The organism is Variovorax sp. LjRoot290 (assembly GCF_964253985.1).
Classification (GTDB): Bacteria; Pseudomonadota; Gammaproteobacteria; order Burkholderiales; family Burkholderiaceae_C; genus Variovorax.
Map to the genome: position 1 here is coordinate 544963 of NZ_CAXURW020000002.1, position 25438 is coordinate 570400.

The 25438-nt window shown below is 66.8% G+C and carries 24 protein-coding genes and 1 pseudogene; 4 read left to right on the forward strand and 21 right to left on the reverse strand.

What is annotated here, in order from left to right; translation table 11 throughout:
* Nucleotides 1–13 precede the first annotated feature (13 nt).
* From ACSQ9A_RS31520 to ACSQ9A_RS31580, 13 genes are all read right to left on the reverse strand, one after another.
* Complete coding sequence (locus ACSQ9A_RS31520) at nt 14–1015, reverse strand: Bug family tripartite tricarboxylate transporter substrate binding protein (protein ID WP_436306798.1); 1002 nt, start codon at nt 1013–1015, stop codon at nt 14–16.
* Between the two features lie 41 nt (nt 1016–1056).
* Complete coding sequence (locus ACSQ9A_RS31525; RefSeq protein WP_436297792.1) at nt 1057–2034, reverse strand: NAD(P)H-dependent flavin oxidoreductase; 978 nt, start codon at nt 2032–2034, stop codon at nt 1057–1059.
* Between the two features lie 71 nt (nt 2035–2105).
* Nucleotides 2106–3626 (reverse strand): AMP-binding protein, encoded by a 1521-nt coding sequence (locus ACSQ9A_RS31530; protein WP_436306799.1) that lies wholly within the window; start codon nt 3624–3626, stop codon nt 2106–2108.
* Between the two features lie 34 nt (nt 3627–3660).
* Nucleotides 3661–4695 carry an acyl-CoA dehydrogenase family protein gene (locus ACSQ9A_RS31535; protein ID WP_436297790.1) on the reverse strand — a complete coding sequence of 345 codons (1035 nt, stop codon included), beginning with the start codon at nt 4693–4695 and terminating at the stop codon, nt 3661–3663.
* Nucleotides 4692–5849 carry an acyl-CoA dehydrogenase family protein gene (locus ACSQ9A_RS31540; protein WP_436306800.1) on the reverse strand — a complete coding sequence of 386 codons (1158 nt, stop codon included), beginning with the start codon at nt 5847–5849 and terminating at the stop codon, nt 4692–4694. Before ACSQ9A_RS31540 ends, ACSQ9A_RS31535 begins: the two co-directional genes overlap by 4 nt.
* A 19-nt stretch (nt 5850–5868) precedes the next feature.
* Complete coding sequence (locus ACSQ9A_RS31545; protein ID WP_436306801.1) at nt 5869–7332, reverse strand: aldehyde dehydrogenase family protein; 1464 nt, start codon at nt 7330–7332, stop codon at nt 5869–5871.
* Nucleotides 7329–8873 (reverse strand): class I adenylate-forming enzyme family protein, encoded by a 1545-nt coding sequence (locus ACSQ9A_RS31550; protein WP_436306802.1) that lies wholly within the window; start codon nt 8871–8873, stop codon nt 7329–7331. Before ACSQ9A_RS31550 ends, ACSQ9A_RS31545 begins: the two co-directional genes overlap by 4 nt.
* Before the next feature lie 7 nt (nt 8874–8880).
* Nucleotides 8881–9318 (reverse strand): Zn-ribbon domain-containing OB-fold protein, encoded by a 438-nt coding sequence (locus ACSQ9A_RS31555; protein ID WP_436297786.1) that lies wholly within the window; start codon nt 9316–9318, stop codon nt 8881–8883.
* 5 nt (nt 9319–9323) lie between these two features.
* Entirely contained in the window at nt 9324–10490 is a 1167-nt protein-coding gene (locus ACSQ9A_RS31560; protein WP_436297785.1) for a thiolase family protein, read from the reverse strand.
* A 3-nt stretch (nt 10491–10493) separates the two neighbouring features.
* On the reverse strand, nt 10494–11288 hold the full coding sequence (locus ACSQ9A_RS31565; RefSeq protein WP_436306803.1) for an enoyl-CoA hydratase/isomerase family protein: 795 nt from the start codon (nt 11286–11288) through the stop codon (nt 10494–10496).
* 18 nt (nt 11289–11306) lie between these two features.
* Nucleotides 11307–12116 (reverse strand): ABC transporter ATP-binding protein, encoded by an 810-nt coding sequence (locus tag ACSQ9A_RS31570; RefSeq protein ID WP_436306804.1) that lies wholly within the window; start codon nt 12114–12116, stop codon nt 11307–11309.
* 1 nt (nt 12117) lies between these two features.
* Nucleotides 12118–12981, reverse strand: coding sequence for an ABC transporter permease (locus tag ACSQ9A_RS31575; RefSeq protein WP_436306805.1), 864 nt, complete (start codon nt 12979–12981; stop codon nt 12118–12120).
* A complete protein-coding gene (locus ACSQ9A_RS31580; protein WP_436306806.1) occupies nt 12978–13979 on the reverse strand; it encodes an ABC transporter substrate-binding protein in 1002 nt (333 codons plus the stop codon). The genes ACSQ9A_RS31575 and ACSQ9A_RS31580 overlap by 4 nt, the downstream gene beginning before the upstream one ends.
* 217 nt (nt 13980–14196) lie before the next feature.
* Here ACSQ9A_RS31580 and ACSQ9A_RS31585 point away from each other — a divergent pair, with 217 nt between their 5' ends.
* From ACSQ9A_RS31585 to ACSQ9A_RS31595, 3 genes and pseudogenes are all read left to right on the forward strand, one after another.
* The gene (locus ACSQ9A_RS31585) at nt 14197–15114 is read left to right on the forward strand and encodes a LysR family transcriptional regulator (protein WP_436306807.1); all 918 of its coding nucleotides are present in this window, start codon (nt 14197–14199) and stop codon (nt 15112–15114) included.
* Nucleotides 15115–15174: 60 nt separating this feature from the next.
* A complete protein-coding gene (locus ACSQ9A_RS31590) occupies nt 15175–15714 on the forward strand; it encodes a TIGR02444 family protein (RefSeq protein WP_436306808.1) in 540 nt (179 codons plus the stop codon).
* Between the two features lie 104 nt (nt 15715–15818).
* Nucleotides 15819–16007, forward strand: a pseudogene (locus ACSQ9A_RS31595) (hypothetical protein); the annotation flags it as partial.
* Between the two features lie 3 nt (nt 16008–16010).
* Here ACSQ9A_RS31595 and ACSQ9A_RS31600 read toward each other — a convergent pair.
* Nucleotides 16011–17189 (reverse strand): PLP-dependent transferase, encoded by a 1179-nt coding sequence (locus tag ACSQ9A_RS31600; RefSeq protein ID WP_436297778.1) that lies wholly within the window; start codon nt 17187–17189, stop codon nt 16011–16013.
* Nucleotides 17190–17443: 254 nt separating this feature from the next.
* On the opposite strand from ACSQ9A_RS31600, the gene ACSQ9A_RS31605 reads away from it, so the two are divergent.
* The gene (locus ACSQ9A_RS31605; protein WP_436306809.1) at nt 17444–18532 is read left to right on the forward strand and encodes a phenylacetaldoxime dehydratase family protein; all 1089 of its coding nucleotides are present in this window, start codon (nt 17444–17446) and stop codon (nt 18530–18532) included.
* A 93-nt stretch (nt 18533–18625) separates the two neighbouring features.
* Here the strand turns inward: ACSQ9A_RS31605 and ACSQ9A_RS31610 are convergent, their stop codons facing one another.
* From ACSQ9A_RS31610 to ACSQ9A_RS31640, 7 genes are all read right to left on the reverse strand, one after another.
* On the reverse strand, nt 18626–19339 hold the full coding sequence (locus ACSQ9A_RS31610; protein ID WP_436297775.1) for an IclR family transcriptional regulator: 714 nt from the start codon (nt 19337–19339) through the stop codon (nt 18626–18628).
* Nucleotides 19340–19411: 72 nt separating this feature from the next.
* The gene (locus tag ACSQ9A_RS31615; protein ID WP_436297774.1) at nt 19412–20128 is read right to left on the reverse strand and encodes an ABC transporter ATP-binding protein; all 717 of its coding nucleotides are present in this window, start codon (nt 20126–20128) and stop codon (nt 19412–19414) included.
* Nucleotides 20125–20883, reverse strand: a complete 759-nt coding sequence (locus tag ACSQ9A_RS31620; protein ID WP_436297773.1) for an ABC transporter ATP-binding protein — start codon at nt 20881–20883, stop codon at nt 20125–20127. The genes ACSQ9A_RS31615 and ACSQ9A_RS31620 overlap by 4 nt, the downstream gene beginning before the upstream one ends.
* The gene (locus tag ACSQ9A_RS31625) at nt 20880–21842 is read right to left on the reverse strand and encodes a branched-chain amino acid ABC transporter permease (protein WP_436297772.1); all 963 of its coding nucleotides are present in this window, start codon (nt 21840–21842) and stop codon (nt 20880–20882) included. Before ACSQ9A_RS31625 ends, ACSQ9A_RS31620 begins: the two co-directional genes overlap by 4 nt.
* Nucleotides 21835–22692 carry a branched-chain amino acid ABC transporter permease gene (locus ACSQ9A_RS31630; RefSeq protein ID WP_436306810.1) on the reverse strand — a complete coding sequence of 286 codons (858 nt, stop codon included), beginning with the start codon at nt 22690–22692 and terminating at the stop codon, nt 21835–21837. Before ACSQ9A_RS31630 ends, ACSQ9A_RS31625 begins: the two co-directional genes overlap by 8 nt.
* A 7-nt stretch (nt 22693–22699) precedes the next feature.
* Complete coding sequence (locus tag ACSQ9A_RS31635; protein ID WP_436306811.1) at nt 22700–23899, reverse strand: ABC transporter substrate-binding protein; 1200 nt, start codon at nt 23897–23899, stop codon at nt 22700–22702.
* Between the two features lie 50 nt (nt 23900–23949).
* Nucleotides 23950–25413 (reverse strand): FAD-dependent oxidoreductase, encoded by a 1464-nt coding sequence (locus ACSQ9A_RS31640; RefSeq protein ID WP_436306812.1) that lies wholly within the window; start codon nt 25411–25413, stop codon nt 23950–23952.
* Nucleotides 25414–25438: the final 25 nt, after the last annotated feature.

Genomic DNA, 25438 nt, shown 5'->3' on the forward strand with positions numbered 1-25438 from the left:
GTGTGGGCGCTCCTCATTCCACCGCGATGCCGCCGATGCTCTGGATCAGCTTGCCCCAGAGTACCGTGTCGTCGCGCACCGTGCGGGTGAAACGCGCCCGGTCAGGGTCACCGATGTCGTAGCCGATCTGCGCCAGTGCAGTGCGCATGTCATCGGTCTTCATCGCGTTGGCGAAGTCGGCCGTCAGCGCATCGACCAGCGGCTTGGGCATGTGGGCCGGCCCGAAGATGCCGAGCCAGCCGACCAGCGGGCCGAGAGTGGGGTAGCCGGCCTCGGGAAAGTTCGGTATCGCCGGGAAGGCGGCGACGCGGCCGGTACCGGTGATCGCCAGCCCTCGCAACCGGCTGCCCGGCTGCAGGAACGCGGCCGACGAGCCGATGTCGCACACCACCGCGCTCACCTGCCCGCCGATCAAGTCGTTGATGGCGGCCGCGCAGCCCTTGTACGGCACGTGCACCAGGTCGACACCGGCCGCGTGCTTGAAGGCTTCGCCGATCAGGTGGCCCAGCGTGCCGTTGCCGTAGGACCCGTAGCTCATGGTGCCGGGCCTGGCCTTGGCCGCGGCGACGAACTCGCCGACAGTCTTCGAGGGGTTGTCGGCGTTGACCAGCATCACCAGCGGCGTGACGCCGATCTGCGCGATCGGCGTGAGGTCGTTCGTCGCGTCGTAGGGCAGCTTCTTCATCAGGTGCGGCAGCACGGTGATGGTGGAGCCGGCCGCGAGGATCAGCGAACTGCCGTCGGGCGCGGAGCGCACGATGTTGTCGACGCCCAGCACGCCCGATGCGCCGGGCCGGTTCTCCACGATCACCGGCTGGCCCATGGCGGCTGCCACCTTGGTCGCCAGCCGGCGTGCGATGGTGTCGATGCCGCCGCCCGGCGGCACAGTGACCACGATGCGGCCGGGCTTGTTCAGCGTGGCCGAAGCGGGCGTGGCCTGCGCCCAGGCCGCCGCCTGCAGCGACATCGCACCGGCCGCGCAAATGGCAGCCCGAATCCAAAGATGCTTCGTCATGCTTGTCTCCTTCTGATGTTTGTCTGAAAGGCTGATCTTGCTCAGGCCGCGGTGCGCGCTCGGCCCAGCCCATGACCGAGCGCGGCGTCGTACTCGGCGGCCAGGCGATCGATCAGCGCACCGGCGGGCAGCACGCGATCGATCGCACCAATCCCCTGGCCGCAGCCCCAAATCTCCTTCCAGGCCTTGGGCTTGACGCGGTCGGTGCCGAAGTTCATGGCGCTCGCATCGCTCTCGGGCAGGTGGTCGGGGTCGAGCCCGGCCGCGACGATCGAGGGGCGCAGGTAGTTGCCGTGCACGCCGGTGAATAGGTTGGTGTGCACCACGTCGCGGGCCGAGGCGTCGACGATCATCTGCTTGTAGGCCGCGGCGGCATTGGCCTCTTCAGTGGCGATGAAGGCAGAGCCCATGTAGGCCAGGTCGGCGCCCATGGCGCGCGCCGCCAAGATCGAACGGCCACTGGCAATGGCGCCCGACAGCACCAGCGGGCCGTCGAACCACTGGCGGATCTCCTGCACCAGCGCAAAGGGCGACTGCGTGCCCGCGTGGCCGCCCGCACCGGCCGCCACCGCGATCAGGCCGTCGGCGCCCTTTTCGATCGCCTTGCGTGCGAAGGCATTGTCGATCACGTCGTGCAGCACAATGCCGCCGTAGGCGTGGATCGCGTCGTTCACTTCCGGCCGCGCGCCCAGCGAGGTGATGACGATCGGCACCTTGAAGCGCGCACACACCTCGAGGTCGTGCTGCAGCCGGTCGTTCGAGCGGTGCACGATCTGGTTGACGGCGAAGGGCGCGGCGGGCCGCTCAGGATGCGCGCGGTCGTGCGCGGCGAGCGCGTCGGTGATGTGCTGCAGCCAGCGCGCGAGCTCTTCCTGCGGCCGCGCATTGAGCGCCGGGAAGGAGCCGACGATGCCCGCCTTGCACTGGGCGATAACCAGTTCGGGGTTGGAGATGATGAACAGCGGCGAGGCGATCACCGGCAGCCGCAGCCGCTCTGAAAGAACCTGGGGAAGCGTCATGTGCAGACTCCTTGATTGGACGGACGGGGATATCGAGGGCGCGTCTCCCAAGACTCGCCGCTCTGTAGGATTCAGATGCGGCGCGTCTGGTCGCGCCAGTAGGGCTCGCGCAGCAGGCGCTTGAAGATCTTCCCGGTATCCTCGCGCGGCAGCTCGGCGTGGAAGTCGATGGTGCGCGGCACCTTGAAGTTGGCGATGTGTTCGCGCAGGAAGGCCTGGATGCGGGCTGCGTCAAGTTCGGCGCCGGGCCGCAGCTGCACCGCCGCGGCGACGCCCTCGCCGAACTCCTCGTCGGGAATGCCGAACACCGCGCAGTCGGCCACGCCCGGCATGCCCTGCAGCACCGACTCGACCTCGGCCGGGTAGATGTTCACGCCGCCCGAGATGATCATGTCGGTGCGCCGGTCGCAGATGTAGAGGAAGCCGCGCTCGTCGAGGTAGCCTACGTCGCCGAGCGCCACAAGGCCGTCCTGTTCCATCGCGTCGCGTGCCGCCTGGTTGTTGACGTAGGTGAAGTCGGGCATGGCCGGCTGGCGCACGTAGATCGCGCCGATCTCCCCCGCGGGCAGCGTGCGGCCCGCGTCGTCGACAATGCGCAGCAGGGCCGGCCCAAGCGGCTGACCGACCGAGCCCGGGTTCTCCAGCCAGGTCGGCGAATCGATGAAGGTGACGTAGCCAGTCTCGCTGGCGCCGTAAGCCTCGGTGATGACCGGGCCGAACCAGTCGATCATGCGGCGCTTGACCTCGGGCGCGCAGGGCGAGCCGGTAGAGGCTACGTGGCGCAGCGTGGCGACGCTGAAACGGGCGCGCTCGGCCGCGTCGAGCGCGAGCAGCCGGCGGTACATCGTGGGCACCAGGTAGGCGTGCGTAACCGCATGGCGCTCGATCAGCTGCAGCGTGCGCAATGCATCGAAGGCGGGCTCGAGGATCAGGGTGGCACCGGCGTCGCAGGCCTGCACGAGGTACATGGTAGAGGCGCTGTGATAGATCGGCGCGCACAGCATGGCGGTCACCCCCGGCGCAATGCCCGACGCGATGCGTCCGATGCGGCGCGACTCCAGTTCCAGCGCGTCGCGCAACTCAGGCGCCAGGGCCAGCCGGCGCACGCCCTTGGGCTTGCCGGTGGTGCCCGAGGTGTATTGCACTGAGCCGAAATGCAGGCGCGGGCGCGGGGCCATCGGCGGGGCGCCAACACCGAAGTCGCCCCAGCGCGTGGCACGGCCCACCGCGTCCGGCAGCGGGTGCGCCGGATCGGCCGGCACGGCCACGAGGGCGACGCCCGCCGGCACGCCGGCGAGCACCTGCGCGAGCAGGTCCTCGTGCACGAACAGCATCGCGGCGCCGCTGTCTTCGAGCATGAAGGCGGCCTCGGGCGGCTTGCAGTGCCAATTGAGCGAGACGAAGTAGATGCCGGCCCGGCGGCAGGCCAGGATCAGCGCCGCATAGGCCGGACAGTTGCGCATCATCACGGCCACGGTCTGGCCGTGCGCCACACCGGCGGCCTCGAAGCCGGCGCACAGGCGCTCGACCTCGGCCTGCATCCATTCGGGCGTGAACGTCCGGCCTGAAAAAACGATCGTCGGGTAGCTCACTTCGGTTGTCTCCTGTTGTTCGTCTCGTTCGTTCTCAGCGGCGTTGCAGCGCCGCCAGCGCCTCGCCCGCGTGGCGCGCGCCCACGGTCATGGCGCGGCGCAGGTAGAGGCCCGCATCGTGCTCGTCGGCAAAACCGATCGCACCGTGGAACTGCACCACCTCCTTGGTGACGCGCAGCGAGGCGGCCGCGGCCCGCTGCGCCGCGGCCGCCGCGGCCCAAGCCTCGCGCGCAGTGCCGACGGCGCGTGCCGCCTCGTGCACCAGCGCCCGCGTGGCGGTGACGTCAACATGACAGTCGGTGGCACGATGCTGCAACGCCTGGAAGCTGCCGATCGGCACGCCGAACTGGCGGCGCAGCCGCAGATAGTCGAGCGCGAGGCGCAGGGCCGCATCCATCAGGCCGCAAAGGTAGGCCGCATCGCCCAGCCAGGTGAGCTGCCGGCCGCGCGCCCAGACCGCCTCGCCGGCGACGCCTGACAGCAGCGGCGACGCCTTTTCCCAGGCCGCGGGCTCGATAGTCAGGCTGGCCAGGCGGCTGCCGTCCACCGCATGGCGCACGTGCAGCGCAAGGCCGACGGCGGCCGGCTCCAGCAGGCGCACGACGAAGCCCGCACCCTGCCCGCTTGCGACCAGCCACCGCGTCGCTGCATCGCCCTCGGGCACCAGCGACGCCGAGAGCGTGCCATCGGCCGCGACCGTGGCGTGTGCGAGCGCGACATGAGCCATGCCCTCGATCAACGCCCGCAGCGTGGGCGCAGCGGCCGCGCCGCCTTCGGCCAGCACCGCGGCGGCCGCCATCCCCAGCGTGAGCGGTGGCGTGAGCAGGGTGCGCCCGGCTTCCTCCGCCACCACGCAGAGCGCAGATGCGCCGAGTTCGAGGCCACCCGCCGCCTCGGGCACCACGATCCCGAGCCAGCCGAGTTCGGCGATGGCCTGCCACGTTGCGGCCTCCCACGCAAGGCCGCCCTCGTGCACGCGGCGCGCGAGGGCCGGTCCGCCGTGCGAGGCCGCGAAGGCGGCAGCGCTCTCGGCAATCATGCGCAGGGGTGCGCTTTGTTCGGCGTTCATGGTTTGGCTCCGACCGGCAGACCTAGCACCCGCGTCGCGATGATGTTGCGCTGCACTTCGCTGCTGCCGCCGTAGATCCCGAGGCGGCGCGCCTGCAGGAACATCTCGGTGGCGTCGAGCAGATCCTCGCCGTGGCGGACGGCGTCGCGCAGGGCGGCGGCTGGACCCGCGACGCGCTGCACCAAGTCGAGCAGTTGGTGCACGGTCTCGGTGGCGAGAAGCTTGAGGTAGGAGCTGTCGGCCGCGATGCCCTGCTCCGCCGCCTCGGCGGCTTCGAGGTAGGCCGCCACGAGCGTCTCGACCTCCACTTCGGCCAGCGCCACGGCCTCATGCCCGCCGGGCGGCACGCGCTCGGCCGGTGTGGCCCGCAGCATCATGCGCAGCCGCTCCAGCGCACGCAGCGCCTGCGCGGGTGCACCGATGCGCAGTCGCTCCTCGCTGAGCACTGCGGTGGCCACCTGCCAGCCCTTGTCGATCTCGCCGACCACGTTCTCGAGCGGCACCACCACCTCGTCGAAGAAGACCTCGGCGAACTCCTCGTCACCCGCGATGGTGCGGATCGGCCGGCACCGGATGCCCGCCGTCTTCATGTCGATCAGCACAAAGGTGATGCCGTGCTGCGGCTTGCCGGTGCTTGAGGTGCGCACCAGCGCGAACATCCAGTCGGCATGGTGGCCCCAGGTGGTCCAGATCTTGTGGCCGTTGACGATCAGCGTGCCGCCGCGCACCTCGGCGCGGGTGCGCAGGCTGGCCAGGTCGGAACCCGAACCCGGCTCGGAGTAGCCCTGGCACCAGACCGCGTCGCCCGAGAGGATCGACGGCAGGTGGCGCTGCTGCTGCGCCGGCGTGCCGCGCGCGATCAGCATCGGGCCGATGTGGTTGAGGCCCTGCGTCGGGAAGTCGGGCGTGCCGGCGCGCGCCATCTCCTCCATCAGGATCACCTGCTGCACCGGGCTCGCCCCCATGCCGCCGTGCGTGCGCGGCCAGTGCGGCGCGATCCAGCCGCGCTGCGACAGCGCGCGATACCAGGGCATGCCATCGGCCGGCAGCGGGCGGAAGGTTTTGTGGCGCAGCGCGTCGGGCACGTGGGCCGCGAGCCAGTCGCGCACCTCGCTGCGAAAGGCTGCGTCGGCAGCGGATTCGGGTCTGAGCATGATGGCAATGGCGGCCGCCTCAAAGGCTGCCTATCTCCTGGTAGACGTGTTTGATCTCGAGGAAGTCGTGCATGCCCTCGGCCCCATGGAGCCGGCCGAAGCCGCTCTCCTTGTAGCCGCCGACCTCGGCTTCCGCGAATAGCTTGTTGTGCGCGTTGATCCAGACGGTGCCGCAGCGGATCTCGCGCGCAATGCGCTGGGCGCGCCCGCTGTCACGCGTCCACACACTCGCGCCCAGACCGAAACGGGTGGCGTTGGCCAGAGCGACCGCGCCGCGGTCGCAGTCGAAGACCTCCAGCGTCATCAGCGGCGCGAAGTGCTCGTCCTGCACCGCCGCAGACTGTGGGTCGTCCACCTCCACCAGCGTGGGCGACACGAAGGCGCCGTGCGCGGGCAGGCCCGCCACCGGACCACCGCGCACCACCATGCGGTGGCCTTCGCTCGGGTCTTCGACCAGGCGCAGGATGCGGTCGCGGTTGGCGACGTCGATCACCGCGCCCATGCGGCTGTCGGGCAGGTGGCCCGGGCCGACGCGAAAGTCGTGCATCGCCGCCGCCATCGCCTCGCGGAAGTCGCCCAGCAGCTTGCGGTGCACCAGGATCCGGCTGGCGGCGGTGCACTGCTGGCCCGACAGGATGGTGCCGGCCGCGAGGATCTCGCGCACCGCGAGCCCCAGATCGGCATCGTCGCAGACCACGCAGGGCGCTTTGCCGCCGAGTTCGAGCGACAGCCGTTTCAGTTGCGGCGCCGCCGCCGCCATGATGGCCTTGCCGACAGCGGTGCTGCCGGTGTAGCTCAACACGTCGACTCCGGGCGCCGCGACGAAGGCCTGCGCCACGTCGCTACCGGCCTCGTGCACGATGTTGATCGTGCCAGGCGGCAGGCCCTCGGTCTCGGCCAGGCGATGCGCCACGCGGTGCATGAAGAGCGCGGCCTGAGGCGCCGCCTTGACCACCACCGTGCAGCCGGCCGCCAGTGCCGGGGCGAGCGAGCGCACGAACAGGATCAGCGGCGCGTTCCAGGGCACGATGATCGCCACCACGCCTGCAGCCTCGTGCGTGATCAGCGAGCGCACTCCCGGCGCGGGCTCGACCACGCGGCCGGCCGCGCTGCGCGCCATGCCTGCGTAGTAGCGCAGCTCCGAGGCCGCGCCCTCGACCTCGCCGGCCGACTCGCGCAGCACCTTGCCGTTCTCCAACGTGAGCAACAGCGCGAGTGATGCGGCATCGGCCGCCAGCCGGTTCGCCATGTCGAGCAGCACCTGCGCCCGCAGGCGCGGGCTGTGGCGCCAGGGGGTGGTGTCGAAGGCATGGCGCGCGGCGTTGATCGCGGCCTGCGCCTCGGCGGTGCCGCCGGCCGGCGCATGGCCGATCAGCGAAGCGTCGGCCGGGTTGGTCGATGCGAAAGCGGGGCCCGAAGGCAGCCACGCGCCGCCGATCCAGTGCGCGGCTTGCGTGTCCCAGCGCGTTGCGTCGGCACTCATGACACGGGCTGCGCCAGGCGCGCCAGCGCCCTTTCGCGCAGTTCGGCCTTCAGCACCTTGCCCACGCCGTTGCGCGGCAGCGCATCGACGAAGAACACGTGCTTGGGCTTCTTGTAGCTCGCGATGCGCGAGCGCGTGTGCTCCTGGATCGCCTCCGCGCTCACCGAGCTGCCCGCATGGCGTTCAATGAAGGCCACCACGGCCTCGCCGAAGATCTCGTCTGGCACGCCCACCACGGCGGCATCGGCCACGTCGTCGTGCTCGACCAGCACTTGCTCAACTTCCTTGGTATAGATGTTGAAGCCGCCGCTGAGCACCATGTCCTTCTTGCGGTCGACGATGTAGAGGTAGCCGTCGGCGTCGAAGCGGCCCATGTCGCCGGTGTGGATCCAGCCGTCGACGATGGTCGCGGCAGTGGCGTCGGGCCGCCCGAAGTAGCCCTTCATCGTGGTAAAGCGGCCGGCCTCTCCGGAGCGCACCAGGATCTCGCCGACATCGTCCACCGACACCCGCTGGCCCTTGTCGTCGACCAGCTTGACCTGCACGCCCGGCGTGACGCGGCCGACCGACGCAGGATGGGTGAACTGCTCCTCGTGGCCGAGCACCGTGACCGATCCGACCTCGGTCATCGCGAAGAAGGAATGCAGCCGCGCCTGCGGCAGGTAGCCGATCATGCGCCGCTTGAGCTCGACCGGGAAGGCCTCGCCGGTGACGATGATGTGACGCAGGCTGGCGCAGCGCGCAGCCTGCTGCTCGAGCACCGGCATCAGCATGCGCGCCACCGTGGGCACCATGCCGGCGGCGCTGACCTGCTCGCGCTCGATGGTCTCGACCGCGGCCTGCGCATCGAAGCGCTCCATCACCACCAGCTTGGAGCCCAGGCACATCGAATTCATGAGCCGCGCCAGCCCCGTGCGGTGCGCGAGCGGCGTGGTGACGAGGAAGACGTCGTCGGCCGTCACGCCCCACTCCACCGCGTTGATGAAGGCGTTGCCGATCACGAAGTTGGCGTGCGTGAGGATCGCACCCTTGGGCTTGCCGGTGGTGCCTGACGTGTAGAGGATCATCGCGTCGTCGGGCGACAGCGCCAGTTCGGGCAGGCGCTCGTCGGAGCGCGTGCGCAGCGTCTCGAAGGACTCGGCGCCGGCCACCTCGCCGCCGACGGCCACGCGGCGGATGCCCTGGAGCTCGGTCGACAACGCGCCGATCGCCTCGGCGCTTTCGGCATGGAACACCAGCACGCGCGCCTGGCTGTCCTGCGCGAAATACACCAGCTCGCGCGGCGTGTTGCGGGTGTTGACCGGAATCACGATCGCACCCACCGAGAAGGCCGCGTACATGATCTGCACGAACTCGATGCAGTTGGGCAGGTACACGACGATGCGATCGCCCTGCACCACGCCGGCACGCCGCAGCCCGGCGGCCAGCGAGCGCGAGCTCGACAGCAGGTCGCCGTAGCTCAGCCGCTGCGTGCCGACAACGACGGCCGACTTGGCGGGCGTGCGCAGCGCATGCGCCGCCATGAAGTGTTCGAGACGCATGACGCTCCTAGGCGAGTTCGAAGGCCGGGTAGGACTGCTCGGGCGTCAGGTGGTCGATCGCCAGCTTGACCCGCTTGCCGATCGCGAGATCGCTCGGCGCGCAGCGCAGCACGTTGGCGATGATGCGCACGCCCTCGTCGAGTTCGACGGTGGCCACGCACAGCGGGATGCGGCCTTCGACGCCCGGACCGGGGATGCGCACCACGGTGCAGGCGTAGATGGTGCCGGTGCCGGCGACCTCGCGCCACTCGAGCGTGCGGCGCCCGGTGAAGCCGCTGACCGGCTTCGGGTAGTGCTGGAAGCGCTTGGCGACGGTGCAGTACTGCAGCACCAGCTTGCCTTGCGCGATGCCGTCCCAAAAAGGCTTGCTGTCGACGTAGACGCCCTGCTTCGGCACGGGTCGGACCGGCGCGGCCGGGGCGGTGGTGGGGGTGGTATCGCTCATGTTTTTCATGCCTCCAGGACCAAGGCCGAACTGGTGCCCCAGTTGCGACCGTAAGGGATCACGCCGATGCCGGTGACCAGCGCGTTGCGCGGGTCGGGCACCTGGCGGCTGCCGCCTTCGCCGAACATCTGCCGCACGGCTTCGGCCAGGTTGAGTCCGCCGCTGGCCAGGCCGGGCTGCCCGGCCGAGATCTGGCCGCCGCCGGTGTTGAGCGGCAGGTCGCCGTTGAAGGACAGGTTGGTGCGCAGCGTGTAGGCCGATCCTTCGCCACGCTCGCAGAAGCCGAAGGCCTCGAACTGCATCATCACGGCGATGGTGAAGTCGTCGTAGGGCTGGAACATGCGCACGTCCTTGGGCGCGAGCTCGGCCCGGCGCAGCACCTCGGGGCCGATTTTTGTGAAGCCCGACAGCGTGATGTCGGCCAGCGGATCGGCGCCGTTGAAGTTGGTGACCTCGCCGTAGGCCACGGGGTAGACCATCTTCTTCAGGCCGAGGCGCTTGGCGTTCTCCTCGGTGGTGACGATGAAGGCGTTGGCGCCGTCGCAGAACATCACGCTGTCGAGCACACGCAGCGGGTCGGAGATGACGCGCGACTTCAGGTACTCCTCCATCGTGAGTTCCTTCTGGAACTTCTTGTAGCCGTTCGGGTTGTGCAGCGCGTGGGCGCGCTGGGTGATGGCGATCTTGCCCAGCGCCTCGGGGTCGAGCCCGTACTGGTGGATGTAGCGGCTCATCAGCAGGCCGAAAGTCGCGGGCGGACCCTGCACGCCGGGCGGGTCCTGGAACTCGCTGCGGTAGGCGCCGTAGTTGGAGCGCCAGTCGGAGCTGGGCGCGTCGGACGACATCACGACCGCCAGCTTGCACATGCCGTCGCGGATGGCCGACATGGCGCGCGCCACGCCGCCGGTGGCCGAGCAGCCGCCGATGCCGCCGTAGTTGAGCCAGGTCGGCGTGATGCCCAGCGCCTCGGTCATGTAGACCGCGAAGAAGGGGTTCTGCGCCTCCGACAGCGCGGTGGTCACCGACAGGCCGTCGATCTCGCTCTTGTCGATGCCGGTGCGCTCCAGCAGCTGGTCGAGCGCTTCGCCCGCCAGGTCGTAGGCACTGCGGCCGGTCTTGAAATCGATGGCGGTCTCAGCGTAGCCGCCGATCACGATGTCTCTCTTCTTCATCTCTTACTCTCCTCGGAAACCAGGGCTGCGCTTTTCGCGGAAGGCGCTGAGGCCTTCCTGGCGGTCCTTGGTGAAATACAACATGAAGGACGCGTCGCCTTCGGCGGCCATGCCCTCGGCCAGCGGCAGGTCCATGCCGCGGTCGATCACGGACTTGGTGAACATCACCGACAGCGGTGCGTTGCCGGCGATGGTGCGGGCCAGCTCGCGCGCCTTCTCGATCGCCCGGCCGGCCTCGGTCACGTGGTTGACCAGCCGGTACTCGCGCGCCTCGGCCGCGGTGATGCGCCGGCCGGTCCACATGAGTTCCTTGGCCAGCGCGGGGCCGATCAGGCGCGGCAGCGTCTGCGTGCCGCCGCCGCCGGGCATCAGGCCCAGGCGGATCTCGGGCAGACCGAACTTGGCGTTGGCGCCCGCGACGATCATGTCGCCCACCAGGGCCAACTCGAGCCCGCCGCCGAGCGCGAAGCCCTCGATGGCGCTGATGATGGGCTTGCTGTAGCCGGGCAGCGAACGGAACAGCTCGTTGACCTTGCGCGAGCGCCGGCGCTTGCGATAGAAGTCGAAGTACTCGTTGTCGCCGATGCTGAATTCGCTGGTGTCGATGCCGGTGCAAAAAGCCTTGTCGCTGCCGCGCAGGATCACGGCGGCGATCTCGCGGTTCGACTCCGCCTCGCCCAGCACGTCGAGGATCTCCTCGGCGGTGGTCTCGCGCAGCGAGTTCATTTTCTCGGGCCGGTGGATGGTGACCTCCAGCCAGCCCTCCACCTGCTCGACGATGATGTCCTGGTAGCTCATGGGTTGTTTCGCTTTCTCTTAGTGCTCTGTTGTCGTGAAGGAAGAAGTGGGGTGCCCGGCCTCGGCCGATGCATCGGTTTCGCCGCCGATGGCGTGCTCGATCTGCTGGTGCATGCGGGCCATGCAGGCCGCGTCCTGGCGCTGCGCGACGCCCACCGACAGCTCCAGGCAGACGCGGGCCGGCGCGGCCAGCACCAGGATCCGGTCGGCGATCTCGAGCGCGTCCTCGATGCGATGGGTGACGAAGACGCAGGTCTTTCGCTGCTCGCGCACGATCTCGGCGAAGTCGCGGCGCAGGGTCTGCGAGGTCACATGGTCGAGCTGGCTGAAGGATTCGTCGAGCAGGACCAGCGCCGGATCGACTGCCAGGGCCCGCGCCAGCGACACGCGCTGTCGCATGCCGCCCGAGAGCTCCGAGGGGTACTTGTGGCCGGCATCGCCCAGCTTCACGCGGCGCAGCCATTGCGCCGCGCGCTCGCGCGCCTCGGCGCGGGGCCGGTTGAGCAGCAGCAGGCCGAGCTCGACGTTTTCCTGGGCGGTGCGCCAGGGCAGCAGCCGGTCGGTCTGGAAACTCACGGCCAGTTTGCCGCGCAGCGCCACGAAGTCGCGCGCCGGGTCGGCGCCGGCGACGCGCACCGTGCCCTCGTCGGCCGAGGAGGTGCCCATGAGCAGCGACATCACGGTGCTTTTGCCGGCACCCGTTTGACCCAGCAGCGCCACGGTTTCGCCCTCGCGGACTTCCATCGACAGGTGGTCGATCGCCGTGTGGTCGCCGAAGCGCTTGCTGACGTCGCGCAGCTCGATCAGGGATGTGGAGGTCGTCGTCATGTCAGCGCACCTTTGCTTCCTTGCGCCAGCCAAGGAAGCGCGCCTCGGCCAGGGTCGCGAGCCATTGGATCAGCAGGTTGAGCACGACCAGCAGGACCGTCCATGCCAGCACCTGGTCGATGCGGAAGGTCGACTGCGCGAAGCTCATGCGCGAGCCGATGCCGAAGGCCGAGGCCACCAGCTCCGCGAAGATCACCATGCGGATCGCGTAGCCGATCACCGACTTCGTGGTGAGAAAGATGTACGGCACGATGTGCGGCGCGACCAGGTAGCGCAGCATCTTCCAGCGGCTCGGGCGAAAGCTCTCCAGCATGTCCACCCAGTCGGTCGACAGTGCCCGCACGCCTTCGTACATGTTGAGCGCATAGAAGGGCAGCAGGATCACCGTGAGGATGAAGAAGATGCGCGCCTCCGGATCCTTGAACCAGAACACGGCCAGTAGCATCCACGACAGCGCAGGGATGCCGGTATCCACCACCACCAGCGCCTTCAGATAGGGTCCCACCTTCTTGGAGGTGCCCATCAGCAGTCCGATGGCCACGCCGGCCACTGCCGAGAAGACGATGGCCACGCACAGCCGGCCGAGCGTGATGGCCACGTGCAGCAGGTCGGTGGTGAGCAGCTGGGCCAACGCCTTCGCGATCACCGTCGGCGACGGCATCACGTACTCGGGCACATACCAGCTGCCGACCTCCATCGCGCCGAAGATCAGCACGACAACGACCAACAGCGCCTTCAGCTCGCTGCGATCGCGCACCTTGGGCACAGTGATGGCCGCGGTGGTCGGCGACTTCCGGCCCGCCGCAGCGGAGGAGGAAGAGGCAGGCTTGGCCATGTCGACGGCCCGGAGTTCAGCCTGCTTCATGCTGCGAAGAACCCGTTGTCGACGATTTTGGTGAGCGCACCGTTGCGCACCAGGAATTCGCTGGCGGTCACGATGCTGCGGCGGCCCTCCGCGGTCTGCATGGAGACATGCTTGAACTCCAACCGCTTCGAGGCGATCGCCGTCTTCAGCACGTCCGGCGGAATGCCGGAGTTGGCGCCGGCGATCTTCACCGCCTCTTCAGTCTTGCTGTTGATGCCCTCGATGCACTCGCCGAAGGCCTTGTTCAAGCGGGCCACCAAGCCAGGGTCGCGGGCAACGGCCTCCTTGCGCACCGCCACGCCGAAGTACGGCAGGTCGAGGTTGACGCGGCGCCGGTATTCCTCGCCGGCGTTGTAGAGCACCCGCATGTCGGGTACGCGAGCCAGCCCGACCGACACGTTGGGTTCCCAGGTCAGGCCGGCGTCCGCGCGATTGGCCATCACCAGCGTGACCGAAGCGGCCGGGTTGTCGACGTTCTGAACCACGGCGTGGGTCTCGAGGTCGATCCCGGCGAGGTCCTTGACCACGGCGCGCATCATCCGGTAGGTGCCCGTGGACTGCGGGGCCGCCAGCGTCTTGCCCTTGAGTGCCTGGATCGTCTCCGGCCCCTTGACCTGGGTGATGATGTTGATCATGTTGCCGGTGGTGACCGAGCACACGTACTGCAGCGGCACGCCGGAGAGGTGGCGCGAGGCGAAGGTGTCCCAGCTGCCGATGCACACGTCGTAGTTGCCGGCGACGAAGTCGTTGTAGTAGGTGGTCACCGCGGTGTACGCGGTCGGCTTGCCAAGCTGGAGCCCGTTGGCCTTGTCGAGCTCCTTGGCGACCATGTAGTCGGTCAGCAGCGTCGTGAAGCCGGGCGTCAGGTTGGCCCACTTCAGCGCGGGCTGTGCCCTCGCCGTGCCGCCGGCGAGCGTGCCGAGCCCGAGGAGCGTGGCAGGTGCAAAGGCCGAGGCTGCCTTGAGCAGCGTCCGGCGCGAGAGTGCGTGTCTCTTCATTGGCTTGTCTCCTTGTTTTGGTGAATCGCGGAGTGCGGTCCCGTCGGTGGCCCGCGCTCGCGATCTGTGTCGCGGGGATCATCGTAGGAACAGGGCTGCGTTCCGAATAGCTGCAGGGATGGACCGGGAGTTCCATTTATGGAACGCACGAATACCGCTTTGCCCCTGATGTCGACTACGCTCGGGACCGCCCAGCTCCCCGAACACACCGATCTGCATGACCGACAAACTCGATCTGAATTCGCTGCGCCTGTTCTACGACGTCGTCAACGCGCAGAGCATCACGCGGGCCGCGACCGAGCTGAACATGCCCAAGTCGACCATCAGCCGCAAGCTCACGCAGCTCGAGCAGCAGGTCGGCACCGTCCTGCTGAAGAAGGGCCAGCGACGGCTCACGACGACCGAGATCGGCACACGCTTCTACGAGCACTGCCGGCGCGTGGTGGACCAGGTCGAGCAGGCCGGGCTGGACACCCTGCAACTGCAAACCGCCATGCGCGGCGCGCTGCGCGTGAGCATTCCCATTGACTTCGGTGTGTCGTGGATCGGCAAGGCGATCGCCGAGTTCGTGCTGGCCTATCCGGAGCTCGAACTGGAGGTCGACGTGAACAGCCGCCAGGTCAATCCAAGGGAAGACCCCTACGACTTGACAATCCAGCTCGGGCCGCTGAAGGACACGGATCTCACCTACCGACGCATCGCAACCATCACGCGTGGCGTCTACGCCAGCCCCGAATACCTTGCGCGCCGCGGCGTGCCGCTCTCGGTGGACGATCTGCACCGCCACGACTGCATCATCACCGCGCAGCAGCGCATGGATGGCATCTGGACCCTGCGCAACCAGGCAACGCACCGCTTCGCCAACATCGAGGGGAAGGTGGTGGTGAACAACATCTCCATTGCGCGCGAGATGGCCATCGGCCACGTCGGCATGAGCATGCTGCCCAACGTCATGTGCGCCAACGACCTGCGCAGCGGGCGCCTGCAGCGCGTGCTAAAGGATTGGGAAAGCCCGTCGATGCATGCCACCGCGCTGGTGCTCAGCCGAAAGGGCATGCCCAGCAAGATTCGCGCTTTCCTGGACTTTCTCGCCGACAGGCTCAGCCTGGACCAGCAGGAGTCGCGTGGCACGTAAATGCGGCCGGACCTGTGCGCCTCCGCAAACGCCACGTATCCCTGCCCCTTCCCCCGACCCATGACCGATACCGCATCCGATGCCTTCTCCATCGAGTTGAACCATGTCCTGCGCGTCTACGCGCAGCCGGGAGTGGCCGAGGCCTGCCTCCTTCTGCAGGATCGCGCGGGCGTCGACGTGGTGGTGCTGCTGCACGCCATGTACCTCTTTGCCGCCAAGGGCATCGCCCTCGATGAACAGGCGCTTGCCAGCGCTGAGGCGCGTGTCGGATCGTGGCGGCGCGAGGTCATCGCACCACTGCGGGCGCTGCGCGCAGCCCTCAAGCCCGGTTTCGCCGGGTTGCCGCCTACCTCCGTGGAGCAGACCCGTCAGAAGATCATGGCAGCGGAACGCGATGCAGAGTTCGCCGCGGTTGCCGCGTTGTGCGGGAATGCCGAAACGCATCGGCACGGATCGATTCCGGCGACCGATAGTGCAGGCCCACTGCTGGCTCGCGTGCTGCGTCTGTATGCAGCCAACGCCCCTCCAGCATCGCAGCACGATGTGGCGGTGGAGGCGGCGGTTCGACGCCTGCAAAGCCTACTCGATAAGGAAAGCTAGGCTCCGCAAAGCAGCCTGCGACCAGGGTGTCACAATTGCGCGGAGGCGTCGGGGCCGATCCTCCTTGCGACGTTGTTCACCACGCCCAGGCGCCTGGTTGCGAGATTCGTTGGGGCACGCGTCTTGAACTGCGCAAAGTGCTCAAACGGCTGCACTATCCTTTGGAAGTGATGTTGGTCTGCGCCCGCTGGTATGCACCTGCCCTTTAAGTTTTTCCCATTCGGAGGAAATGATGAAGGGGCGCGGCGTCTTTGTAGATCACTCCACGGGTGCACCGCTGGGCTTTGAGAATCTGTCTATGCAGCCAACGCCTCGGACAACGCTTGTGCCAAATCTTCTCGCAGATCGTCAGCGCTCTCCAGGCCGATCGAGAACCGCAGCAGATGTCCGGCATAACTGTGCTTGCCGCTACGCAGGCTTCCCATGTCATAGGGCATGACCAAGCTCATGGGACCGCCCCAGGACAGACCAACCCCGAACAATCGAAGACGATCGCAGAAGGAATCAACTTGTGCGGAGGTATGGGACTCGTCGATGAGCACCGAGAAGAGGCCGGCGGCTGCACTGCAGTGCGTCGCCCAGTATTCGTGCCCTGGACAAGATTCCAGCGCTGGATGCAGGACCCGGAGAACGCCCTTTTGCTTGGCCAACCAAGAGGCGAGCGCTCGAGCCGTAGCGTCGTGCAGGTCATAGCGAGCCTTGATGGATGCCAGTCCCCGCAGGACCAGTTCCGCATCATTGGCACCCACGCCCATGCCGAGATCCAGGTAAGCGACGCGGAGTTTGTCATGCAACTTGTCGTCGTTCGTGATGATTGAGCCCATCAAGATATCGGCACCGCCAGAAGGGTACTTTGTCAGCGCGTGGACGCTGATGTCCACTCCCATCTCGAAGGGAGCGAAAGCGATGCCCGCACCCCAGGTGTTGTCGAGACCGACTATCGCGCCAGCGTTCTTGATGGTCGCCACCAACGAGCGAAGGTCCGGAAATTCCATGGTGATCGAGCCGGGCGCCTCGACCCAGACGAGCTTGGTACGCACGCTGAGCTTGGCCTCCAGATCAGCGAGGTCCATCGGGTCGTAACACTGATGGGTGATGCCCAACTGCGAGAGGGTCGTGCGTGCATGGCGCAGCGAAGGCCCATAGACGTTGGTCGGCAAAAGCACCTCATCACCGGCCGACAGCAAGCCGAGGTTGACCGTGGCAATGGCAGCCTGCCCGCTCGGGCAGAGCAGGCAGTGCCGGCCGCTTTCCAGCGTACACAGACGCTGTTCAAGGGTGTACGTTGTAGGCGTGCCGTAGAGGCCGTAGCTGTACCCGTCGCGGTGACCGAATGCCTTGGCACGTTCGCGCACCGTCGCCGCGTTCGGGAACAAGACCGTAGACCCCTTGAACACGCCGGGCGGAACCGCCGCATATCCGGCAGGCGGGACATAGCCGTGGTGAATCAATTTGGTGCTGATGTCTTGAGACATGGCGAGAGCTCTTCTACTGGTGAGGAGCCTCAATGTATCGGAACACGCGGCTGCCACCGATGCGGGCGTCCCCAGGCAAAATCGCACATCGGGTTGCGCCTATGTGGCAAGGCGGCCTTGGGCAACTTCTGCACGCTCCATTGCGCAGATTCGCCTTGCGTAGGCTTCGGCATGATCAACATACTGCGATTCCCGCCGGAATTTCGCTGCGCAGGGGATGGGCCTCACCTTGGCGGCATCCGGCAAAAGAAGCTATGACTGCAAAGCTGATCGAGAACGCGCCCGCGGAAGCCTATGGCCCGTCAGAGCGAGGGTTTCCGTTGCGCAAGCGCGAGGACTTCGTTCCTCAAGTGCAGCGCTGGTCTTTCCAATTGCCGCCCGACTGCATGCAGATGCGCGTGGGCTTTTGGGCAGTGCAGGGCACGGACGACGGAGCGCTCGCGCGGAGTGCGTTCTTCCGCTGGGCACAGGATGCGCTGTCGCATGCCGCCGGTCCCACGACCTTCGATATCGCGCGCTTCACCGATAGACAGGGATTGCGCAACCATGTCATCGCCGCCTATTGGGTTGACGAGGGCCGGTTTGAACGTTGGCGATCCGACGACGTACTGCAATCGTGGTGGGCCTCGAAAGAGCGCCTGCACGACCAGACGGGCGTGTGGCGCGAGGTTCTGCGTGTGCCGCGAGAGCGCCAAGAGAGCATCTACTGGCAGGACTACCCCGCAGGCTTGATGTCGAGCGATGAGGTTGCGATCTACCCTACTCCCTACTGTGGCTACTACGGTGCGATGCGCGACCGGATTCCCCTGGCTGCGCGCGATCCTCTGGATGCACCGGAAGGCGCCATGCTGGTCGCGCAGTCCGGGCGTGCCGGGTACGGCGAGCGCTGGCGGATCACGCCGCCTCACAATCTCGCCGTGATCCGGTCCGCCAATACGTGGGGGCGCATGGACGAAGAGCAACTGGCCGACTACGAGAGGAATCTCCAGCAGCCGCTGCAAGACGGCATGGCGTATCTGCGCGAATCACCGTTGCCCACAGGCTGTGCTTCGCTGAGGATGCAGCGCAAGTTCGACGCACAGGGGCGCCCACTGCCCGAGGAGCATGCGCTCGGGCATTTTTTATCGCTGCGGCACATGGAGGCGTGGGCGGAGAACCACGCGACGCACGCGGCAATCTTCAAGGCTGCGACCTCTCGCTACAAGCGCTATGGCGAGGACAACCAGCTGCGTACCTGGCATGAAGTTTATGTGCTTCCGGCCGGCGATCAGCTCTTCGAGTACATCCATTGCGGTCCTGAGACCGGTCTGCTGCGATGGTTCGACGGCGAGCGTGTGGGCTGAGGGGCCTCAAGCGTTATGCAACCCGCTTGAAATACGGCGGGCCCGCCTTCTTGGTATTCGCCGAGAACCATAAGGGGCGCGCAGCGCTGCGCATCAAGAGGCGGCATCGAACCACGTGGCGTCGCCACCGAAAAGATCGGTCAGCTTGCGTGCCCCGGCGAAAAGCGCCTGAAGCATCGGCGCCTGATCGACGTTCTCGAAGCGATAGCGCGGTCCGGAAATCGTCAGCGCGCCTACCAACTGTCGATTCACGCTCAGCACCGGAACCGACAAGGCCGCGATCTCCGCGTCGTACTCGCCGAACGAGGCGCAAGACATCTCGGCGCGGATGCGGTCATATTTCTTTCCGGTCTTCTTCTCTCCGAAGGCCAAAAGCACCTGTGGGGCGGCGCCCTTGTCGATTGGCAAGCGGTCGCCTTCGCGGATGGCATCCCGGATCATGCGGGCCGAGTCGACCCGATGAAGGCACACCGCATGTTCACCGTCGCGGATATAGAACGATGCGCACTCGTAGGTTGCCTCGACCACTTCGCGCAGCACCTCGGGGACGTGTTCCGAGGTGCGGCATTGCCGCTGGTAGATCGCACCGAGCCGCAGTGGCGCGGCACCCAACTGAAAAGAGCCGTCGGCCAGGCGCTTGAGGTAACCCATGCGTTGCAGTGACTCGGCCAGCCGCAGGATCGTGCTCTTGTAGAGTCCCGTGCGCCGCGCAAGATCGGCGAGCGTCAATGCATAGTCCAGTTCGTTGAAAGCGTCGAGCAGGCTCAACGCTCGTTCCACCGCGCTTACCCCGGAATCATCGGCCATCGAATGCCACCCTGAAGAAGATCGATCGAGTTTAGCGCGCCCTCCCGGACACCACGCCCCCGTTGGCTACTCTCAATGCGCGTCCACGTCCAGGCCCAGGAAACGCTCGAGCACCGAGGCGTCGGCATCGAGATCTTCCGTTCGGCCTTCGTAGACAACAACACCTTCCTCGAGGATGTAGTGCCGCCGGGCGAGCGTGCGGCAGACCGCAAAGCTCTGCTCCACCAGCACGATCGGAATGCCCGATGCTCCCACGCCGCGAATGAGTTCCGTGAGCTCGTCCACGATTACCGGCGCGAGGCCTTCCGTCGGTTCGTCGAGCAACAGCAGCCTGGGGCCCTGCACCAGCGCGCGCGCGATGGCGAGCATCTGCTGCTCGCCGCCGGAGAGCGCACCGCCGAGGTTGCGACGGCGCTCGCGCAGACGCGGAAATTCATCGTAGACGCGATCGAGTGTCCACACCGCGTGTTTGCGCTGCGCGATCTGCAGGTTCTCCTGCACCGACAGCAATGTGAAGATGCCGCGGTGTGCGGGCACCAGCGAGATGCCGCGGCGCGCAATGTCGTCGACCGCCATGCCGGCGATGTCGACGCCTTCGAAGCGCACCGAGCCGGCATGCGCACGCAGCAGTCCGACGATCGTGCGCATCGTCGTGGTCTTGCCCATGCCGTTGCGACCGAGCACGCTCACGATTTCGCCCGCATTCACGTGCATTGAAACGCCATGCAGGACGTGGCTCTTGCCGTAGGACGCATTCACGTCTTCCAGCACCAGGATGGCGTCGCTCATGACTGACTCCCCAGATAGACCCGCCGCACCTGGGCGTTCTCGCGGATTGCCGCCGGTGGGCCTTCGGCGATCACATTGCCCTGGAACATGACTGTGATGCGATCACTGATGCCCATGACCACGCGCATGTTGTGCTCGACCAGCAGCACCGAGTAGCGGGCCTTGAGTCGCTGCAACAGTTCGGTGATGCGAGGCACCTCCGCAAGGCCGAGTCCGGCCAGCGGCTCGTCCAGCAGCAGCAGGCGCGGTCGGGCAGCGAGGCACATGCCGATCTCCACCACGCGCTGCACGCCATGCGCGAGTGCGGCGACCGGTGTCGCAGCATGGCGCGTCAGTTCCAGCTCGCGCAGCACGTCCATGGCAACGTCGAGCCTTTGCGTCTCGCGCGTCCAGTTGCTCCAGAACCTGAAGGACCTCGACGGCTCAACGCCCATCGCCGCCATCTGCAGGTTGTGCAGCACGCTGCTTTCACCGAACAGGCTCGTCACCTGAAAGCTGCGCGCCATGCCGAGCCGGGCTCGCCGATGCGCCCCGCAGCGCGTGATGTCCTGCCCCTCGAAGATTAAGCTGCCGCGGCTGGCCGGCAGGCGGCCGCTCACGATGTTGAAGAAAGACGTCTTGCCCGCGCCGTTCGGGCCGATCAGCGAGTGCAGGCCGGTCGTGCCCAGTTCGAGGTCGATCTTGCCGACCGCGGTGAAGCGACCGTAGTCGAGCCCGAGCCCGCGCGCGCAGAGAAAGGGGTTGCCCGTGGTCATGCGTGATCTCCCGCGCGCACGCTGCGTCGAGCTCGCCAATTCGCCAGGGCGCCGCCGAGCCCGCTGGGCGCGAACAGCACCACGGCGATCAGCACAAAGCCGACGATCATCTGCCAGCGCGGCCACAACTGAGACAGCTGCTCGGCCATCAAGGTCATGGCGAGCGCGCCGAAGGCCGCGCCAAGAAGCGACCTGCGTCCGCCGAGGATCGCCATGATGAGGATGGTCTCGGACGTCATGAGGTCAATGTTGGACAGCGGCGCCGAACGCAGCTGCAGCGCATAGAGCGCGCCGGCCAGCGCGGTGATGCCACCGGAAAGGCAGAAAGCCAGCAGCTTGAGCTTCCGAACGTCGTAGCCAGCGGTCTGCGCGCGCACCTCGTTTTCGCGCACCGCATCGAGCGCGCGGCCGAAGGGCGAACGCACCACGAGGCGCAAAAAAGCGATTGCAAGCACGAAAACCGTGGCGATCAACGCGTACTGTCCAGCGCCGTCGCCGACGATGCCCTCGAGGCCCGTGACGGGGCGTGGAATGTCGAGCAATCCGTTTTCGCCGCCCGTCAGTTGGGGGAACGACAGCGCGGCGAAGTAGGCGAGCTGCGCCATCGCGAGCGTGATCATCACGAAATAGATGCCACGCTGGCGAATGCTCAGCATGCCAATCGCCAGGGCCACGATCATGCCGGCCATGATGCACACGAGCAGTGCCGCCATGCCCGCGCCCGGTGCCGCCTTCAGCACCATGCCGACGGCATAGGAGCCCACGCCGAAGAAGCTGCCCTGCGCGAAGCTCAACAGACCGGCGTAGCCCAGCAACAGGTTGCAGGCGGCCGCCGCAATCGCGAACACCAGCACCACGCCGGCCGTGGCCGTCGAGCCCATCACCAGCGGCATGGCCAGCGCAAAGGCAGCCAGCGCCAGGCAGAACAGGCCGGAAGAATGTTTGATCTTTTCAAGCACGGCCGAACAACCCTTTGGGCATGACGAGAAGGATCGCCGCCATGACGATGAAGATGGCGAGGCGTGCGCCCTCGGGCCAGATCGCGCTCATCATGCTTTGCGTGACGCCGATGATCAGTCCGCCCACCAACGGCCCGCTGAAGCTGCCGATGCCCCCGAGGACAACGACGACGAACGCGATCACGATCGCCTCTGCGCCCATCGAGGGATCGGCGCCGCGCAGCGGTGCGGCGAGGCCGCCCGCCAGCCCCGCCAGGCCGGTTCCCAATGCGAAGGTCAGGGCATAGACCCTGCTGACCCTGATGCCGAGCAGGTTGAGCATCTCGGACGATTCGTTGCCTGCACGCACCCGCGCGCCGAACAGCGTGCGTTCGAAGAGAAACCACAGGCCCAGCCCCACCACCGCACAGACCCCGAAGATGAAGATGCGGTAGACCGGCACCGGATAGGCGCCGAGCATCAACACGCCGGCAAGCATGTCGGGCATGGGCACCTGCTGCGACTCGGGCCCGAAGATCATCACCACGCCTTCGGTGAGGATGAACGTCAGGCCGACGGTGATGAGGATCTGCGACTCGTGCGGCATGCGATAGGTGCGCCGCAGCAGCCAGCGCTCCGCCGCCACCCCGATGACGGCCACGGCCGCGAACGACGCGGCAAGGCCGAGCAGAAAGCTGCCGGTCTGCGCGGTGACGAACATCGCGGTGTAGGCCCCGATGAGGAACAGTGCACCATGCGCGAAGTTCACGAATCCGAGCAGCCCGAAAATGATGCTCAGGCCCACGGACAGCAGGAAATAAACCATGCCGACCCCCAGCCCATTGAGCGCCTGGAACAGGTAGATGTTCATGGCGTGCTCACACCAGCTTGCAATCCGACTCGGCCTGGGGAACCAGTGCACGCGACGAGGAGAGGATGTCGGCGTAATCGTCCGCGTCTTTCATCGCCGCTTTCTTCTTGCCGCGCACCAGCAGGTAATTCTTGGAAACCTGGTGATCGAAGGGGCGGATCTGCTCGTCGCCGGTGAGGCCCTGGTAGCTGTGGCCCTCCAGCGCCTTCACGATCGCGGCCGGCTCGTCGCTGCCGGCGCGCTTGGCGGCGTCGAACATGAGCGTGGCGACCTGGTAGTCGGCGGCCGAGTAGAAGCGCGGATTCTCCTTGAACTCGCCCTTGTAGACGCGCACGAAATCCTTGTTCGCGGGGGTATCCAGCGTGTGCCAGTACTGCAATCCGAAGTACATGCCGTCGGTCACGTCGGCGCCGAGCGCCTGGAAAGTGTCGAGTCCGGAGAACCACACGACCACCACAGCCATGCGCTGCTTCAGGCCGAAGGTGGCGGCCTGGCGCAGCAGGTCGAGCGTGTTGGCGCCGAAGTTCAGTACCACCAGCACATCGGCCCCGGACCCCATGGCGTTGCCAAGGTAGCCCGAGAACTCCTTCTCGGCCAGTGAGTGGTAGCTGTTGCCCACGTGTTCCAGCTTCGTTTCCTGCATCACCGCCTTCGCGTTGCGCAGCAGCGCTTCGCCGAACACGTACTGGCCGGTGATGGTGTAGACCTTCTTCCACTTGGGGTTCTGCTGGATCAGGGGCCGCATCACGGTGTTGACCGCTCCGTAGGTCGGCAGGCCCCAGCGGAACGTGGAGCGGTTGCAGTCCTTGCCGGTGACTTCGTCGGCACCGACATAGGTGATGTAGACGCCCTTGTTCTTGTCGATCTCCTTCATGATCGCCAGGGCCTCGTTCGACAGCGCGGCGCTGCCGAAGTGCCGCGCCTTGTCCTGGTCGATGGCCTGCTGCACCTTGCGCACGGCGATGGCGGGGTTGCCTTCGCTGTCGATCTTGCGGTAGTCGATGGGCCGGCCCAGCCCGTTGCCGAAGGCCGTGACTGCCGCGCGCACGCCAAGGTCGCTGTACTTGCCGCTGGTGGCAAAGTTACCCGAGAAGGCGTTGACGCTGTAGTAGCTGAAAGGCTTGGCCTGCGCGATAGCGAAGCGCGGCAGCATCAACGAGCCGGTCGCGACGCTGCCCGCGACGGTGAGAAAGGAACGACGGTCCATGGTGTGTCTCCGTTGGTTTTTTGAAGTGGATGCGCGCGCGGTTGCGGGACTCAGGCCGGCTGCGTGGCCGCGGCATGCCGGCCCGCGCGGCGGCCGAAGACCAGGCCGCGCAGCACCGAGGTCGAGCCTGTGTAGACCTGGTGATAGATGCCCATGGTTTCCCCGGCGGCATACAGCCCTGCGATGACACGGCCGTCCTGATCGAGCACCTGCGCGTCGCTGTTGACCTTGAGGCCACCGAAGGTGAAGCAGTTGGTGGAAATGATCGGATAGGCCTGGAACGGGCCCTTGTCGATCGGCCGCGACCAGTGGCTCTTGCGGACTGCAAGGCCGGTGGTGGCGCGGTGATCGACGTGCAGCGGATCGAAGTCGCCCTCGTCTTTCGGGCAGGCCGCGTTGAACTCGCTCACGGTGCGCGCGAGGCTGTCTGCGGGAACGCCGATCTGGGCGGCCAGTGCCTCCAGCGTGGGCGCGGTGATGGAGGGCTGGTCGGAGCGGATGCTGGTTCGCCAGCGCGGGATGTCCTCGACCTTCGCGTCGAAGATCACGTAGCTGATGCCGTCGGGTTGATCGGCAATGCAGCGTGAGATGTTGTCGTAGTGCGCGTCCACCGTGCCAGGGGCCTCGTCGGTGAAGCGGTGCCCGTGCTTGTCGACCAGGATGCCGTAGGGATAGATGAAGACCACCGCTTCGGCCATCTTCGAGCGTGGGTCCACCGGCTCCGCGTGGTACGAACCGTACTCGCCGGCGGGTGCCGCGCCGGCAGCCAGCGCCATGCGAATGCCTTCGCCCTTGTTGTAGTAGCCCCCGATGGCCACCGGACGGATATGCTTGCTGCGAAGGCCGATGTAGCGGGTCATCATTTCGGGATTGCCCTGGAAACCACCGCTGGCGAGCAGCACCTTCCTCGCGCGCAGCACCTCGCGCACGCCGTCGGGACGGGTTGTGACGACGCCATTCACTGCGCCCTCCTCCCCACGCACCAGGTCGATCGCAGTGGTCTGATAGCGAATCTCGCCACCAAGCGCGAGTGCTTTCGCGCGCAGGGTTTCTATCAGTGCCAAACCGCCGCCCATTGCCGCTATCCGCGTGGTGTTCTGGGTCAAGAGGTATATCGGCTGGGGGCCGAACTTCAATCCCAGTTCCTTGAGCCATGCAAGCGTGGACGGCACCGACTGCGCAAAGGCTGATATCACTTCTGGATCGGGCAGCGAATGCGCCTTTGCGAAAGCCGGCTGAAGCGCCGCGTCGTCCGTCAGTGCGTTGAGCACGTTGGGATCGATGTTCCAGCCAGCGTTGTGAGCGAAATGCTCTTCGAAGTCGTCCGAGACTTCCGAGTCGTTCTTCATGCGCATGTAGGCTTCGGTCCAGCGCGAGTTGCCGCCGAAGTGCTCTTCCTCCGAGCGCTCGAGGTTGACGACTTTGAGCCCCGCTTCCAGCGCAGTGACCGCGGCCGAGAGGCCGGCGACGCCGCAGCCGACGATCAGCAGGTCGGTTTCCATCTTTGAATTCATGTTGTCTCCGGAGGTGGCGCGCGGG

Coding starts and splice junctions, on each gene's coding strand:
- ACSQ9A_RS31545 (WP_436306801.1), bottom strand. CDS start 7,332: ATGAGTGCCGACGCAACGCGCTGGGACACGCAAGCCGCGCACTGGATC.
- ACSQ9A_RS31610 (WP_436297775.1), bottom strand. CDS start 19,339: ATGGCCGATGATTCCGGGGTAAGCGCGGTGGAACGAGCGTTGAGCCTG.
- ACSQ9A_RS31575 (WP_436306805.1), bottom strand. CDS start 12,981: ATGAAGCAGGCTGAACTCCGGGCCGTCGACATGGCCAAGCCTGCCTCT.
- ACSQ9A_RS31570 (WP_436306804.1), bottom strand. CDS start 12,116: ATGACGACGACCTCCACATCCCTGATCGAGCTGCGCGACGTCAGCAAG.
- ACSQ9A_RS31540 (WP_436306800.1), bottom strand. CDS start 5,849: ATGCTCAGACCCGAATCCGCTGCCGACGCAGCCTTTCGCAGCGAGGTG.
- ACSQ9A_RS31535 (WP_436297790.1), bottom strand. CDS start 4,695: ATGAACGCCGAACAAAGCGCACCCCTGCGCATGATTGCCGAGAGCGCT.
- ACSQ9A_RS31600 (WP_436297778.1), bottom strand. CDS start 17,189: ATGTCTCAAGACATCAGCACCAAATTGATTCACCACGGCTATGTCCCG.
- ACSQ9A_RS31550 (WP_436306802.1), bottom strand. CDS start 8,873: ATGCGTCTCGAACACTTCATGGCGGCGCATGCGCTGCGCACGCCCGCC.
- ACSQ9A_RS31615 (WP_436297774.1), bottom strand. CDS start 20,128: ATGAGCGACGCCATCCTGGTGCTGGAAGACGTGAATGCGTCCTACGGC.
- ACSQ9A_RS31630 (WP_436306810.1), bottom strand. CDS start 22,692: ATGAACATCTACCTGTTCCAGGCGCTCAATGGGCTGGGGGTCGGCATG.
- ACSQ9A_RS31590 (WP_436306808.1), top strand. CDS start 15,175: ATGACCGATACCGCATCCGATGCCTTCTCCATCGAGTTGAACCATGTC.
- ACSQ9A_RS31635 (WP_436306811.1), bottom strand. CDS start 23,899: ATGGACCGTCGTTCCTTTCTCACCGTCGCGGGCAGCGTCGCGACCGGC.
- ACSQ9A_RS31640 (WP_436306812.1), bottom strand. CDS start 25,413: ATGAATTCAAAGATGGAAACCGACCTGCTGATCGTCGGCTGCGGCGTC.
- ACSQ9A_RS31585 (WP_436306807.1), top strand. CDS start 14,197: ATGACCGACAAACTCGATCTGAATTCGCTGCGCCTGTTCTACGACGTC.
- ACSQ9A_RS31580 (WP_436306806.1), bottom strand. CDS start 13,979: ATGAAGAGACACGCACTCTCGCGCCGGACGCTGCTCAAGGCAGCCTCG.
- ACSQ9A_RS31605 (WP_436306809.1), top strand. CDS start 17,444: ATGACTGCAAAGCTGATCGAGAACGCGCCCGCGGAAGCCTATGGCCCG.
- ACSQ9A_RS31525 (WP_436297792.1), bottom strand. CDS start 2,034: ATGACGCTTCCCCAGGTTCTTTCAGAGCGGCTGCGGCTGCCGGTGATC.
- ACSQ9A_RS31620 (WP_436297773.1), bottom strand. CDS start 20,883: ATGACCACGGGCAACCCCTTTCTCTGCGCGCGCGGGCTCGGGCTCGAC.
- ACSQ9A_RS31565 (WP_436306803.1), bottom strand. CDS start 11,288: ATGAGCTACCAGGACATCATCGTCGAGCAGGTGGAGGGCTGGCTGGAG.
- ACSQ9A_RS31520 (WP_436306798.1), bottom strand. CDS start 1,015: ATGACGAAGCATCTTTGGATTCGGGCTGCCATTTGCGCGGCCGGTGCG.
- ACSQ9A_RS31555 (WP_436297786.1), bottom strand. CDS start 9,318: ATGAGCGATACCACCCCCACCACCGCCCCGGCCGCGCCGGTCCGACCC.
- ACSQ9A_RS31560 (WP_436297785.1), bottom strand. CDS start 10,490: ATGAAGAAGAGAGACATCGTGATCGGCGGCTACGCTGAGACCGCCATC.